We start from the raw sequence: 14,060 nt of genomic DNA, 5'->3' as shown, positions 1-14,060 counted from the left end.
GGGGGACCGGCGGCCAACGCCGCCGTGGCGGTCCGCCGGCTCGGCGGAAGCTCCGCCTTTTTCGGCTATCTCGGCAGAGACATCTTCGGAGAGCGCCATGCCCAGGAGCTGGTGGAAGAGGGAGTCGAAATCTCGCTTCTCGTCCGGGGAGACGCCCCGACCCCGCTTGCAGTCAGCTTGGTCAAGCCCGACGGAAGCCGGACCGTGGTCAACTACAGCGGAGCGACCCCGAAGCTTCCCGCCGACGTCGCCGATCGTCCCTTGCCTTCGGCGCGGGCCATGCTCTTTGACGGCCATGAGCCCGAGATATCCTTGCGGCTCGCATGCGAAGCACGGCAACGCGGGATCCCGACGGTCTTGGATGCGGGTTCTCTCCACGCGGGGACGGAGAGCCTCTCCGGAATCGTCGACTACCTTGTCGCCTCCGAGCGCTACGCAGTGCAGACAACCGGCTCGATCGATCCGGAGGAGGCGTTGAGACGCCTTGCCGCGATCCATCGCTGCGTCGTGATCACTCTCGGGGAGAGAGGGCTCGTCTGGTCCGAGAAAGAAGTCCGAGGGCGTCTGGGGGCCTATCCGATCCGCTGCGTCGATTCGACGGGAGCGGGAGATGCCTTCCATGGAGCATTCGCTCTCGGCGTCGCTCGCGGCATGGCTTGGAATGCTCTGCTCCGCTTCGGCTCCGCCGCCGGTGCCATCGCTTGCACCCGCCTGGGAGCGAGGCAGGGGCTGCCTCGAGCCGAGGAGGTCGCGCCCCTTCTCCAAAATGGCTACTCCTCGCCGTCGTAATAGGAAAGCGGACTTTCCCGGACGATCTTCCGCTCGGGTTTGAGGAAAAACTTTCCGGAAGTCGGGTAGAAGGTGACATCGGCTTCCGGATGATTGGAAACCACCAGCAGCAGAAGATCTCCGGGACCAGGATTTTCGATCTGATGCGCCTCCTGCGGCTTTGCGAGAAACCAATCTCCCGACACGACCTCCCAGCGCTCCTCGCCCATTCGGACCCTGCCATTCCCTTCCTGAACGCCGTAAAGCTCCCATTGCGCGGCATGGGCGTGGAGCGGCCAGTTCACGGCTCCGGGAGGAATCCGGACCAGGGTAACGTCAAAGGGATGGCCCCCTCCCCATCGGCCGACGTCCTTCTTGCCTCCGAGGGCGAGGCTGATCTCCTTTTGAAAGAGATGGTACCGGCCTTTGGGGGATCGCCGTTCCTGCCAGGGGATTTCGTCGAGGTTCCTCTTCATGGGAAAAGCTCCCCTCCGTCTCGCGCATGGCAAGGGAAGAGCCTCTTTCCCGGAGGATCGGTTCCTCCGGGAAAGAGGCAACAGAGAAAGCTCCTTCCGAAACCGGCGCGCTTCGGAAACACCACGAACCGCAAGCTACGGCGAAAGCTTAGGAAGAGTGGTGGTCGCTACTTCCTTTTTCGCTCGAGCCCCCTTTCTCGCAGGAGCCTTTCTTCTTCCCGCACTTCCCCTTCCCAGAGAGCTCCGAGCACTTCTGACCCGAGCAACCCGAGGCCGCCCAAGCGGGCAGCGAGTAGGAGAGTCCGGTCACGAGCAATAGACAACCGAGGGCGATCTTCTTCATGGACTTAGCATAGCCGTTGCGATCCTCAAAGCGAGTCGAATCTCTCCGAGAATCCGCTCCGCCGCCCGAGAACGCCTGCCGCGCTCCTCGACAACGACCTCAAGAAAGTAGTCCATTGCGTCTCCCAACGTCTCCGGAAGCCCTTCGAGAAGTTCCGGTAATCGGGGGACCTCCTCGAGGCAAACCATAGGAAGCTCGGACCGGTTCTGCCGGCCGCACGCGTGGGCCAAGGGGGTGAGCCTGGAGGGCGGGCTCCAATCCGTCATCGGTGGCGAGGATTGTTTTCCCACATGGCTCCTCCCAAGACTAACTCTTGCTCTCGCCTGGGAGGGGCAGCGGGCCACCGGCCCCACCTCCGGGCACTTCTTCCGGTTGCCCTTTCGGCAGCAGATGGCGCGGAAGAAAAAAGCTGTTGGCGATCACGGTCGGAATGATCGCGGTTCCGACGATCGCCGCCACCAAGGTCGAATATTGGCTCTTGTCGATGATCCCATGCGAGAGGCCGAAGAGCGAGGCGATCGTCCCGAAGGTGAGCCCCGAAGACATCAGAAGAGTGGTGTACATGGCTTCCTTATGGGTCGAGCCGTAGAATTTCGCGACCGGATAGACGCTGCCAATCTTGGCGACGGCTTCCGCAAGGAGAAAGAAAATCACGCCGGCCGGCGCCGCAATCACGGCGGGGATCGAGACGAGGTAGCCCGCGCGCGTGAAGTAAAATGGGGTCAAAACGCCGATCGTGACCGTGCGCAGCCGCCGAATGAGGACAGCATTGCGTCCGACGCTTCCGGCGAGCGTCATGCCGATCAGATAGGCGGGAAGCACCGCTTCGCTGCCCGCCCAAGTGGCCAGCGACCCCATGCCGAGAAGGCAGAGAAACAAGAACTTCGTCTCGAGCTCGGAGGGTCGCTCCCCGTACCGCTCCAAGAGCCGCCTCGTGAGCCACGGAAGGCCCACGAATGCCGTCGCCACCGCAAGCGTGAAGAGCAGGGTTTTCCCCGTGAAGGGCGCAAACACCAAGCCGAGTGTAATCACGGTGCCAAGATCGGTGACGAAGCAGGCTGCAAGAATCGTCTTTCCAAACTCGGTCCGGTTGAATCCGAACTCCATCATCACGGTGTAGACGACCGCTACGGAAGTGGCCGCCAGAGCGATGCCCGCAAGGATGCTCGGCATCGCTTGCCAGCCGAGAAGATAGTGGCCGGCGGCCGCGCAGCCGAACGCAGGGAGCAGGAAGCTCGCCAGCCCCACCGCCGCCGCTTCCTTCCACTTGCGCCGGAACACCTGCGGATCGAGCTCGGCACCCGCGAGAAAGGTAAGAAGGATCGCTCCCGCGCCGGCAAAGGTCTTGACCCAGGGTTCGTTCGTCCCGAGCACATCCGGCCCGACCGTGGCGCCAAAGACCGCCGAGGCGATCATGCCCACGATGATTTCGGAGAGGGCGGTTGATATCCGGAGCCAGCTCGAGGCGAGGCCCGCAAGCAGGGCGAGGCCGAACCAGAGGGCGGCAAGCGCCCAAACGGAAGTCATCGGGACCCTCGTCGCCGGAGGTCGGGGAGCGGCGGCGCCGGACCGACTCTCGGGTCGGGGAAGCGAATCGCCTTCGAGGAAACCGTCAATCTCTGCGACAACACAACTCCCCCGCGTGTAGGACCGTCGGTAGGAGTTATCAGCCGAAAGGCGGTTTTGGGGAACTCCATCCCCTTGGGATCGATCATGCTAGAGACGAAGGCGACGAAGTCAAGACAGAACACTTTCTTCCGGGATCGAATGAACCAACGCCGCCCTCTGCGAGGAAAGGTCCCCGCCGATCGGACCGGAGAGGCTCGGCCGTTCCGACGAACCGCTATCGGTGGGCACTTTTTCACGGTTGCACCGAAGGGATCCCGACCGGTTGCGCCGAGGAGGGGCTCGGTGCGCGGCCGGCCGGAGCGGCCGAAACGCCCAGCTTCGGGACTTGGGAAGAAGGCGTGCGTAGAGAGGATTCCTCCCATCCGCCTCCGAGTCCTTTGACGAGCAAGGCGGTCAATACGAAGCGCTTGCCGAGTGTCTGCGCATCGTCCCGCTGGCTCGTCAGCCACTCCTTATTGGCTTGAACGATCTCAAAGTAGTTGGCCAACCCTCGCCGGTAGCGGTCCATCGTCATGTCGACCTGGCGGCCCGAAGCGACCACGGCGTCGGCGAAACGCCGCTGCTGCTCCGCCAGGATCCGAATGCCCGAGAGGTAGTCCTCGACTTCCTGAAAGGCGGCGAGGACCTCTTTCCGATATTCCTGGACCGTCACCCAGTAGCTCGCCTTGGCGGCGCTCAAGCCGGCGATGAGACGTCCCCCTTCAAAGATCGGCACGTCGAGCAGCGGGCCGGCGGCCCAATAGGCATTGTGCAGGGTCAAGAGGGTATTGAAGAAGAGGCTTTGGAAGCCGCCGAATCCGGCGAGGTAAAACGAGGGATAAAAGGCGGCTCGCGCCACGCCGATCTGCTCGTTGGCGGCCGCCATGAGCCGTTCCGCCCGCGCGACGTCCGGCCTTCTCTCCAAAAGCTCCGAGGGCACTCCCGCGGGGACCGCCGGTGGTTCGCCGGCCAGCGGCCGCGGCTGGAGATGGAAGGCTGATGCAGACTCGCCCGTGAGCGCGGCCAACCCGTTTTCGACCTTCGCGCGGCTCCAACGAAGCCCTTCCCGCTCTCCCTTCACCTGCTCGAGCTGGCTTCGGGCTCGCTGAATGTCGAGCTGCTGGCCGAGGCCCAGTCTGGTTCTCTCCTGCGTAAGGTGGAGATCGGTTTCAAAGACGCCGATGATATGATCGAGGATCGAGAGCTCGAGATCGATCTGGCGAACCAGGTAGTAATTTTGCGCAACCTCCGAGGTGAGCGAGAGCCGGATCGCCTCGAAGGCCGCTTGGACCGCCTTCGCCTCTTCCTTGGCGGCCCGGAGCTGGGGGAGCTGCCGCCAGAGGGAAAACTCGTAGTTGGTGTCTCCGACGGCGGCCCAAGGATCGAGTTGACGCGGGAACGGCGGGACGGGCCATTGCCCTTGGGCCGCGTTGGAGACCGACTTGAGCCACGGGGTAAAGTCGAGCGTCGGATAGAACATCGCTTTCACTCCCAGGACCTCGGCCCGCGCCTGAATCATCCGGCCAAAGGCCTCGGCCAACGTCGGATTGGCCGTAAGCACGGCCGCTTCGAGTCGGTCGAGCTCCGGATCCCGATACATCTTCCACCAGTCCCCCCTTCCGAGGAGATGCTCTTTGGGTTCCGCCACCTTCCACGAGGGCCCGGGAGGCGCATGAACCGGCTTGGCCGGCGGAGCCCACTTGTAACTCCGGGCGATCGGGACCTTCGGCCGCTCAAAGCTTGGGGTGAAGCAGCCCGAAAGCAGCGGGAGGAGTATGGCCAAAAGCCAGCGCAGAGAGCGGACCCGATCCGCTATTGCGGCGGCTCGACCACGAGGACCGGGCAGGGCGACTCGCGGATCACCCGCTCCGAAACCGAACCGAGGATCCAGTAGACCGGGCGAGCGAGCTTTCTCCGACCCACGACCACCAAGTCGTAGCGCCCCTCGCCAGCCGCATGGAGAATCTGCTGCGCCGGGTCTCCGACCTCGATCCGCTCGGAGAATGGAACGCCCTTTTCCCGGGCGAGGGCTGCGATCCGCTCCAGAGGAGCGCGCAAAAGCTCTCGCTCCTCGGCCGCCGCCGGATCTTGATCGGTTCCTGGAGGCGGGACGATCGCCAACGCCTCCACCGTAGCGCCGAAGCGCACGGCGATTTCGAGAGCCAATTCGAAGGCCGCCTCCCCTCCTTTCGAGCCATCGAAGCCGACAAGAATCTTCTGAAATCCCGGCATCCGTTCCTCGCCTTTTCCATAGTAGGGGAAGCGGAAGGGCCGGCAAGCCCGCGTTGGACCACTTCCTTTTGGGGCCTGGGCCGATCATCGGGCACTCCTTCCTCCGGTTGGCGGAGCGCTCCGGAAGGCCTCGGGGGCATCGCCGCGTCGGTTCCGATTCTCCTCGATAATCTTTCGGATCCGTCCTTGGATTGCCGCCAGCTCCCGGAGGTAGATCCGCGATCGGTAGTCGGCCTCCCATGCCGCTGCCGGGATCTGGGTGATCGGGGATCGGATCGAACGGTCTTTCCTTGTAAGATGGACCCACGTCACCATGGAGAGTCCGAGAACCAGCGGATGGCGCTCGAGTTCTCTCGGGTCGAGCCGAATCCGGACCGGAACCCGCTCCACGATATGCACGTAGTTCCCGGTGGCGTTGTCGGGCGGGAGAAGGGAAAAGACGCTGCCGGATCCGGGCTCGAGCCCTTCGACGACCCCATGGTACCGAACGCCCCAGCCGTAGAGATCGGACTTGAGGATGACCGGCTGGCCGGGCCGCATCCGCCCGAGCTCCCTTTCCCGGAAGTTGGCGACCACCCAGAAGTAATCGAGCGGCACCACGGTCATCAGCAACTTCTCGGGGGTGATCTGGTCTCCAGGCTGGACTGTCCGGCGAGCCACGTACCCGGTCACCGGGGAAGGAATATTGCGGCGATACCAGTCGAGCCAAGCATCGCGCACGGCCTGAGCGCCCTGGAGGACCATCGGATTGGTCTCCACCGTCGTCCCTTGGACGAGCGCCTCGCTTCCCCGCAGCTCCGCTTCGAGCGCCGCGATCGCCTGCTCCGACTCGCGGACCTTCCATTGCGCGTCGATCGACTGCTGCTCCGAGATGACCCCGCTCGCCGTTCCGCCCCGATAGAGGCCCAAGTCGTATCGGTAGCGACCCAACGCCGCCTTCTCCTCCTCGATCCGATGGCGCAATCGGCTCACTTGGCTGAAGAGATTTTCGACCCGGCGCACCGCAGCCGCTAGGTCTGCTTCCGCCTTGCGCAGAGCGACCAGCGATTTGAGCCCGTCGAGCCGAATCAAGGTCTGCCCTTTTTCCACCCTCTCCGTGCTCTCGACACAGACCTCGACCACCGTGCCGGCAACCTGGGACTTCACCGGAGCCACGTTCCCGGTCACGTAGGCGTCGTTGGTCGCCACCCAGCCATGCGCAAAAACGATCCAAAAGAGCAGAGCGAAAAGGAACAGCCCGAAGGCCGCCCGCCGAAAGAGCCGTTGCCGAGAGACTCCTCCTCCATCCTCCGGTCCGGGCGTCCGGAACCGACGAGCCAGGCGCTCCCAGATTCTCCTCCCCAGCCGGAGGGCACGCAGCCCGCGCTCCGGGCGGCGGGCACGAACCGTCCCATCGGCTCCCTCCGAAAACTCCGAAAAGCGGTCCCGAGCCTTCGCTCCGTTTTCCGAGAGCCGGGCTTTCCACTCCTCCCCCGTCACGAGCCCTCCTCGCGTTCGCGCCGCTCCGTCCCTGGGGATTCTCCGTTTCGGGAGGCAGCAGGGGCCGGACAGAGGAGGACCAAGGCTGCGAGCAGAAGGAAACCCCAGGCAGCCACCCGGAAGAGATCCTCGAAGGCGAGCACCTGGGTCTGCGCAAGCGCCTCTCGATCGAGGAGCCGCAGGCCGAGATCCCAGCCGATCCCCTCGCCTCGCAGGCCGGCATGCAACTCGTCGAAGAGAGGATGCGAAGAGGGCAACCACTCGACCAGCCTTCTCTTGTGAAAGGCGGCTTGGCGGTAGAGGATCGTTCCCAAGAGAAGGCTCGCCCAGCCTTGCGCCGCGACCCGGAAGCTTCCCGCAATCTCGATCGCCATCGCTTGATTTTTCGGGGAAAGACCCTGCGACAAGAAATTCGTCGCGGGTGCCAGGAAGATCCCTAAGCCGATTCCCTCGAGCAACTGAGGCCCCGCGAACTCCAGCCAGAGATTCCTCCTGTGATGGATGTTGTAGTAGCTCGTCCAGAATGCAAATCCCGCGAAGAGCAAGAGGCTGCCGGCCAAGAGAAAGCGGTTTTGCCTCCAAGTCACCGCTCGTGCGCTCCAGAGGGACGACGGGAAAGCTCCTACCGCGAGCGAGAGCATCACCAACCCGCCGAGCCAGGGGCCGTAACCCCAGACCGATTGGAGCCGCACGAGCAAGAGACTCCAGAGGCCGTAGAAGAGCAAAAAGCCCCCGCAGAGGCAGACCATGCCCACGGTGAAGGTAGGCCGAAGGAAGAGGGTCGCTTTTACGAGCGGTTCCCGAGCCTGCAGCTCCCACCCTAGAAAGGCCGTGAAAGCGAGCAAGGCAACCCCCACCAAACCATTTAGGAGCGAGGAATTGTACCAGTCGTAATCATCGCCCATGTCGAGGGCGGTCTGCAACGAGAAGAGGGCCGCCGCCAAGAGGCCGAAGCCGATCCAATCAAACGAGCTTTCCGGACGGGTCGGCGGCCGGGGAACGAGCAGCCTCCGTACTTCCACGGTGCAGAGGAAGAGGACGATCCCGTCGAGGAGGAACCAGAGCCGCCAGCTCGCCTCTTCCCTGCCCCACCACTCTTCGAGCCACCCGCCGAAGAGCGGGCCGAGCGCAAAGGGAACGATGGCAATGACCGCCCAAAGCAGCGGAGCGAGCGGACGGAGGCTGGGTCGATATTCGTCGAAGAGGAGGAGCTGCGAGAGGAGGATCAGAACTCCTCCCCCCGCACCCAGGAGGATCCTGGCCAGCAGAAAGAAGACGAAGCCCGGAGCGGCGGCGCAGAGGAAGGCTCCCAGAGCCGTTGCCCAACCGGCCCAAAGGAAGAGGCGGAGAGCGCCGATCCTCGCCGCGAATGGATTGGCCAGCAGCATCCCGAGCGCCTGGGCCGCGAAAAATTCCCCGTTCATCCAGGCCCCATGGCTCTGGTGCTGGCCGAGTTCGGCCACACAGTAGGGAATGATGCCGGTAAAGGCCCCGGTGTTGAGCAGGGAAAAGAGGCTGGCACCAACCAGCGCGAGGTGGAGTCGACCGAAACGGCCGGCCGAGTTCTCGGACGCCGGCCCGCCGGCGGGGCTCATGACCCCTCCCCCACGGCAGAAAAGCTCCCGAGCGGACCTGCCCCGCTTCTCCGCTCTCCCTCGCGGGCCAAGCGCCCATCCGATGACCGCTCGCCCTTTCTTTCCATGCTCCCGCCTCCTTTCCCAAAAAGGCCCTGGCCTTTCGGAACCCGAAGTAGGAGCTATCAGCTCGACTTTACGAGCGGTCTTGTCTCGGCGAGCCCCATCGCCCGGAACGACGCAAATAGCGGGCTTCCTAGAGCAATGTCAAGGATTTCCCTGAGGCTTTCGGTAGAACCGAAAAGCATCTGGATCGGGGTTTTCGAACCCTCGGCCTTCCGAACCGAGATCGGGAGCGATCGACTAGAGATCGGACGCGAAAGGACGCAAGCAGAAGATCGAGCGAGCCGCCGACCGCTCCCGAAGGGCGCCCGAGCGCCCTCCCGGCTCAAACCGAATCGAGCACGCGCTGCAGGCGCGCCTTCGCCTCCGCCGCCAGAGGCTTGACCTCCGCCTGCGGAAGCATGGTCGACATCACCTCGGGATCCATCACCTCGACATGGACCTTGCCTTGGGCGTCCTGCCGAACGACCGCATTGCACGGCATGAGCAGCCCTACGGTCGGCTCCATCTCGAGCACCCGATGCGCCAACGCGGGATTACAAGCTCCAAGGATGCGGTACGGCGGCATCTCCTTCCCGAGCTTGCTCTTGAGGGTAGCCGCCACATCGATATCGCTCAGGAGGCCGAACCCTTCCCGTTTCAGCGCCTCGATTACCTTGGGGACCGTCTCCTCGAACGAGGTCGCCACTTCCTTCCCGAATCCATATGCGGTTTTCATCGATTCACTCCTGCGAGCGGTCCACGCCGCGCCCATTCTCCGATGGGAAGTCGTCGGCGCCTCGACCACTTGTCATGACAGAATCCTCTCCGCTTTCGCCGAAGAGTGCAAGGCGGATCGGAGGAGCCCACTGCCCTCCCTTGGAGGATTTTCGCGGCCCGTGCAAAAGGGATGCAAGAGCGTCTTCCCCGGCGTAGAATACATTGGATGGCCTTGGATGGGGAGACAGGCCCCGTCCGAGTCCGAAACCTCGAAGGAGCGATCCGGATGACAACTTATATCATTCTCAGCAGACTCTCCCCGGAATTCCTCAAAGAGCCGAAGGCGATCTTGAAGCTGGCGAAGACGGTCGGCGACAAGATCAAGGCGGAGTGTCCCGGCATCCGATGGAAAGCGAGCTACGCGACCCTGGGCCGCTACGATATCGTCGACATCGTCGAGGCCGCCGATCCGAAGGAGATCGAGAAGGTGGTGCTGATCTTGCGCTCTTACGCCCACGAGCGGACCGAGACGTCGGTCGCCACCCCGTGGGAGGAATTCCTGAAGGCGGTCTAGCGCCCCGGCCAGGAAGTGGCGAGCGGGGCAAGCAGGGGAGAGTCGGTCCGCTTTCCCACCGGGTTTGCTCTCCCCTTGCGAGAAACCATGTCTCTTCCGGTCCTCCTCTTCCTCGGAGGGATCGGCGCCGTTTGGTCTTCTTTTTCTTCCGGACCCCGCCCTCCGTCGCCGGAGGCCGCTTCTTTCCCTTCGGGGCGTAGCGATTCCCAAACCCATTTCGATTTCTGCTCCCGACTCGGGCGGAAAGCGCCTGGCCGCCGCTGCCCTTGCCCGCATCCCGCACAAGCGGCTCTTTTGCGGCTTGCAAGATGGGCCTGCCTGCTCTGTTGCGGTTGGTTTTCGGTCCTCACTCCGGAGCAAAACCCGCTTTGCTCCTGGTCTTTCCTCTAGGGTCTTCTTCTACGCTTGGGCTCAAATGGGGCTGCTCCAACCCTCCAGGAGTTCGGGGGACCCGCGCAAAACTTCTTCCGCATCGGCAAGCGCGTCCCGCGCATCCTCTTCCGAGTAGAGATGCTCTGACGGCGTTTCCGTCTCCTCGTCGCCGCAAAAGCTGAGCTCCCGCTCGGCTCGCAGCCGGTGAGAGATCGAAGCGAACCGATCGATTTCCCGAGAAAAGCTTTCTGGGAACCGGTCTCGGGCTTCCTTCAAAAACATTCCTACATCATGGACATGGGGAACTTCGATTCCCGCTAGGCGCAGGGTGCCTTTGAGAGCGAGTTCGACCGCCTCCTGGGAACGGCGCACGGCCAAATGCCAGAGTCCTCTTCCGCGCAACGCGCGGCCTTCGGCCAAAATCTAGGCCGCTTGCGAGATATGGCTCCTGGCGATTTCCTCTCCACTCACAGCTCGATTCTCTCCCCCGGCCGGATCGTGGAGGTCAGGACCCAGTAGCGCGTTCTTCCCTTCCGCAGCCGGCGGGAACCCAGCGCCTTCAGCCGCTCCCGAAGCCGCTCGAGGATGTGCGTGAAGAACCCGCCACGGTCCCAGAGCAAAATTCCATCCTCGACCATGTCGAGATAGATCGGGCGGGTCTTGATCGCCTCCTCCGGCGTGAGCGCAAGCACGCTGAAATCGACATAGATTCCTCGCCGCCAAAGCTCCGCACGAGACGCCTCGATCTCCCCTGCCACTTCCTCCAGCCGCGCCATTCGGGCGAATCTTCCTCGAGGCAATCCCTCGATCACCAACAACAAGTCGATGTCCGAATAGCGATCCGCCTCTCCTCTGGCGACCGATCCGAAGAGAACAACCGAAACGAGCGCGCTCCTGAGTCGCTTTCGGGCTACTTCGCCATAGCGAATCGCCAGATCGCGCAGCGCGGCATTTAGCCCCGGAACTTCTTCTCTTTCTCTTTCTCCACTGGGGACGGTGGCCCCCGAAGACAGGGAGTTCTCCATACGACGCCCTTCCTAAAACGTTACGCCAATGGGATTGGCACAGATTTCGCAGATTCTCCTCGGTCCGCTTTTGCCGGCTCTCCGGTCATCCAGCATGGCGTTCACGGCTTTGATCTCCACGGTGAGCGGCGGGAAAGTTCACAAAAGCTCGCCGTCTGATGGACGGGGACTTTTCCACTGACGATAGTCTCTTTGAAAGAACTCTTGCAACTCGCTCCGCACGAAATTCGGCAGGCTCCGGTGGCGGTTCCGGCCGCTCTCCCGATTTGGCAAGCAGGGATCGGTCCGGTTTATCCTGCCGGCCCACGGGAAAGGCTTCCTGGCAAAATCGCCTCCGAGTGGCTGGAGAGCAGCCGATTTCCCCCACCCGCCAATCTTCCAAGAATCAGAGTCATGTCAGCCTTCGGGGCGGACTACGGCGAATGCCCGGCCGAAGCCACAGGAGGCTGTCGCAGACCCCCGGCGACGCGAAGCCTACCTCCGATTAAAGAAGACCCCCGGCTGCGGTTGTGGAGTCGGCGGTTGCAGGACCACCGGCGCAGCGGACTCTTTCTGTTTCTCGAGGGCTTGCGGGAGCGCGGATTCCAGGGGGCGACTTGGATCATCGGCCAAGACCCGAAATGGATCTTGCTGCAGAAGGATCTTCGTCTGTCCGTCGAGCGACTCGCGGGAGTGGTCGGGCGAGAGGATACGCAATCCGATCTGGGCAAGGTATCCCTGGCGGCTCACGCGGCTGCGAACGATTGCCAGGGAGGAGAGCCCAAAGCGATCGGCCAGAAGGAAATTAAGGCCCGGATAGGTGTTTGGCGAGGGAGCCTGCGGATCGAGCCGCTCCTCCGGAAGGAATCCGGCATGCGCGGCGCCCACGATTGCAATGGTCAAGCCATGAGAGTGGAAGGCCGTTGCGATCGTGTCGGCCAGAGCCTCGTTCCGCTCGCGCATGCCATACGGGCTCCACCGATAGCGGAAGGTTTCTTCGATGGTCGGGTGGGAAACTCGATGTCCATGGCCGTCGATGCCCCGCTCTGGACCCAGATCGCCGCCGATGACTCGATAACCGATCCGATCCGCGGCTTCCCAGAGCCGATATTTTTCCACCGTCGCGGTTGCCGCGGCGATCTCCGCCGAGGTCAGGGCGAGAGCCTCGATCTTCTTTCGGTTCTTTTCGCCGACCGCTTCGTGACGAGCCGCGATTTCCTCGATCGCGGCAGCCCTCTCCCGTGGGCTTTTCCCGAGTTGTTCCGGCGTCCTCTCCCCCGCGATCGCCCAAGCCAGATTCTTGTAGGTGGGATTTCGAAGGAAACGGTCCAGTTCGCTCTGGTGACTCCTCGGATATTCGATCACCAGCACGCGGGCTCCATGGGAAAAGGCGGAGGAAAGGAAGGATTTTTCCGCCGCCATCATCTCCGGATCGTGATGAGGCTCTCCAATGAGTATGGCGGCGATCTCCCTCCTGCGAATCTCCTCCCAGGCGCGCCGATCGGCCGGGAGCACCGGACTTGTCGGAAAGGGCGACCGGAAAGGGCACTGGGGGGAAACCGAGGCAAACCCAGAGCTTCGGACGGAGGAGCGGAGGAGGTTCGATTCGCCAAACGAGGCTGCGTCGGCCGGAAGGAAATCCAAGACGCCGAGGGAAAGAGCGGACAGGAGGAGGAAGAGCAAAAGGAGGGAAAGCCGCGATTCGAACGCCCACCGGAACTGCTGCCGCCGCATCGTCGGGAACGGGCTCACTCTCCGTAAGATTAGTTTGCCTCCGAAGCGTCGGCAAATCTCTCCCACTATCGAGAGGAGTGCTCTTCCCAGATCGGGATCACCGAGAAGATCTTCCCCTCGAGATCTCCGTTTGCGCCCTCTCATCCACCTCGCGTCGGATGGGGCACCCCTCCTCCGGAAACGAGGGCCCATTCCCCGATTGCAAGCCGGCTGCGGAGCGCCTCTCCCCTCCCTTCTCTCGACGCACCAAGCCTTCGCTCTTTGCCACAACCATCGACAACCCTTCGCTGCTTCCATGGCGCTCCGCCGCTGGAGCGGCTCCGCTGGCCGTAACGCAACCGTTACGGTTTTGCCATCTGTTTGTCACCAATTCGCAATCTAACTGTCACTTTATTGACACATAGCGTCCACATTATCGACGCCGACATGACATATGTCTGTCACTATGTGTCAATATTATTGTCACACATTTGTAACACACTTTCCCATTGAGGATAGCTCACAACGGCAGATATGGTGCCGCGCACATGAAAGCGAGCACCGAGAGATGCCCGATGAGGAATCTCTACAGTAACGCCCTCGTTTCCCTTCTCTTCCTCGGTTGCCCTCTTGCCCTCCCACAGATGCGAGCCGCCGATGCCGGAATGCCGCAAGCCTCCGACTCCTGGATAGGGTCCGCATCCCCGGAGGGCGCCGACCAATCGACCGCTTTGCGCGGGGACCCGGCATCGTGGGATGCCGCTCCGGTTGCTCCCTCCAGTGGACCTTCCTCCGTCTATGGCGCCAGCGCTCCCGGATCCGACTTGGCGGACATCCAGCCCCTTCTCGCCGCAAACTCCCCAGGCCAGCAGCCCTCTTCGGAAGATCTGGATGAAACCACCACACCGGTCAAGCGGGGCGGAGTCATCCGAATGCCCACGACCAACGTCACGGCGGATATCGACAACCCTCTCCTTGAGCCTCCCACCGATCTCGTGCCGGGAGCCTCTCAGGCTCCCACGCAGGAGGAGCTCTTTCGGTCCGGACTGACAACCCGCGTGATCGATAAGAACATCGCGGCGAGCGCCGGCCCGG

Annotated in this window: 14 protein-coding genes and 2 riboswitches; of the genes, 3 read left to right on the top strand and 11 right to left on the bottom strand. The window is 62.9% G+C overall.

What is annotated here, in order from left to right; all coding sequences use genetic code 11:
• Positions 1–789 (top strand): carbohydrate kinase family protein (locus FN369_RS04340; protein WP_142524978.1); only part of this gene is annotated, 789 nt, incomplete at its 5' end.
• Here the strand turns inward: FN369_RS04340 and FN369_RS04335 are convergent.
• The 8 genes from FN369_RS04335 to FN369_RS04305 form a co-directional block, all read right to left on the bottom strand.
• Positions 771–1,244, bottom strand: a complete 474-nt coding sequence (locus FN369_RS04335; protein WP_142524977.1) for a cupin domain-containing protein — start codon at positions 1,242–1,244, stop codon at positions 771–773. The genes FN369_RS04340 and FN369_RS04335 overlap by 19 nt on opposite strands.
• A gap of 148 nt (positions 1,245–1,392) precedes the next feature.
• Entirely contained in the window at positions 1,393–1,587 is a 195-nt protein-coding gene (locus FN369_RS04330) for a hypothetical protein (protein ID WP_142524976.1), read from the bottom strand.
• A gap of 306 nt (positions 1,588–1,893) precedes the next feature.
• Positions 1,894–3,114 carry a cation:proton antiporter gene (locus FN369_RS04325; RefSeq protein ID WP_142524975.1) on the bottom strand — a complete coding sequence of 407 codons (1,221 nt, stop codon included), beginning with the start codon at positions 3,112–3,114 and terminating at the stop codon, positions 1,894–1,896.
• 123 nt (positions 3,115–3,237) lie between these two features.
• Positions 3,238–3,297: riboswitch (Fluoride riboswitch) on the bottom strand.
• Positions 3,298–3,448: 151 nt separating this feature from the next.
• Positions 3,449–4,978, bottom strand: coding sequence for an efflux transporter outer membrane subunit (locus FN369_RS04320; RefSeq protein ID WP_178087671.1), 1,530 nt, complete (start codon positions 4,976–4,978; stop codon positions 3,449–3,451).
• A gap of 29 nt (positions 4,979–5,007) precedes the next feature.
• Complete coding sequence (locus FN369_RS11090) at positions 5,008–5,427, bottom strand: universal stress protein (RefSeq protein WP_178087670.1); 420 nt, start codon at positions 5,425–5,427, stop codon at positions 5,008–5,010.
• Between the two features lie 84 nt (positions 5,428–5,511).
• Entirely contained in the window at positions 5,512–6,906 is a 1,395-nt protein-coding gene (locus FN369_RS04315) for an HlyD family secretion protein (protein ID WP_246189540.1), read from the bottom strand.
• Positions 6,903–8,501 (bottom strand): MFS transporter, encoded by a 1,599-nt coding sequence (locus FN369_RS04310; protein ID WP_142524973.1) that lies wholly within the window; start codon positions 8,499–8,501, stop codon positions 6,903–6,905. The genes FN369_RS04315 and FN369_RS04310 overlap by 4 nt, the downstream gene beginning before the upstream one ends.
• Before the next feature lie 148 nt (positions 8,502–8,649).
• A riboswitch (Fluoride riboswitch) is annotated at positions 8,650–8,720 on the bottom strand.
• Between the two features lie 208 nt (positions 8,721–8,928).
• Positions 8,929–9,321, bottom strand: a complete 393-nt coding sequence (locus tag FN369_RS04305) for a DUF302 domain-containing protein (protein WP_142524972.1) — start codon at positions 9,319–9,321, stop codon at positions 8,929–8,931.
• Positions 9,322–9,588: 267 nt separating this feature from the next.
• On the opposite strand from FN369_RS04305, the gene FN369_RS04300 reads away from it, so the two are divergent.
• A complete protein-coding gene (locus FN369_RS04300) occupies positions 9,589–9,876 on the top strand; it encodes a GYD domain-containing protein (protein ID WP_142524971.1) in 288 nt (95 codons plus the stop codon).
• Positions 9,877–10,287: 411 nt separating this feature from the next.
• Here the strand turns inward: FN369_RS04300 and FN369_RS04295 are convergent, their stop codons facing one another.
• From FN369_RS04295 to FN369_RS04285, 3 genes are all read right to left on the bottom strand, one after another.
• A complete protein-coding gene (locus FN369_RS04295; protein ID WP_281290922.1) occupies positions 10,288–10,650 on the bottom strand; it encodes a HEPN domain-containing protein in 363 nt (120 codons plus the stop codon).
• Between the two features lie 65 nt (positions 10,651–10,715).
• Positions 10,716–11,273, bottom strand: coding sequence for a nucleotidyltransferase domain-containing protein (locus FN369_RS04290; protein WP_142524969.1), 558 nt, complete (start codon positions 11,271–11,273; stop codon positions 10,716–10,718).
• Between the two features lie 474 nt (positions 11,274–11,747).
• Positions 11,748–12,767: a hypothetical protein gene (locus tag FN369_RS04285; RefSeq protein ID WP_178087668.1), complete on the bottom strand. Its 1,020-nt coding sequence runs from the start codon at positions 12,765–12,767 to the stop codon at positions 11,748–11,750.
• A gap of 773 nt (positions 12,768–13,540) precedes the next feature.
• On the opposite strand from FN369_RS04285, the gene FN369_RS04280 reads away from it, so the two are divergent.
• On the top strand, positions 13,541–14,060 hold a 520-nt coding region (locus FN369_RS04280; protein WP_142524967.1), incomplete at its 3' end, for a hypothetical protein.

Source organism: Methylacidimicrobium cyclopophantes, from assembly GCF_902143385.2.
In the GTDB taxonomy this organism is placed as follows: domain Bacteria; phylum Verrucomicrobiota; class Verrucomicrobiia; order Methylacidiphilales; family Methylacidiphilaceae; genus Methylacidimicrobium; species Methylacidimicrobium cyclopophantes.
Note: the sequence above shows the minus strand (reverse complement) of the source record. Positions and strands in the feature narration are given on the sequence as shown.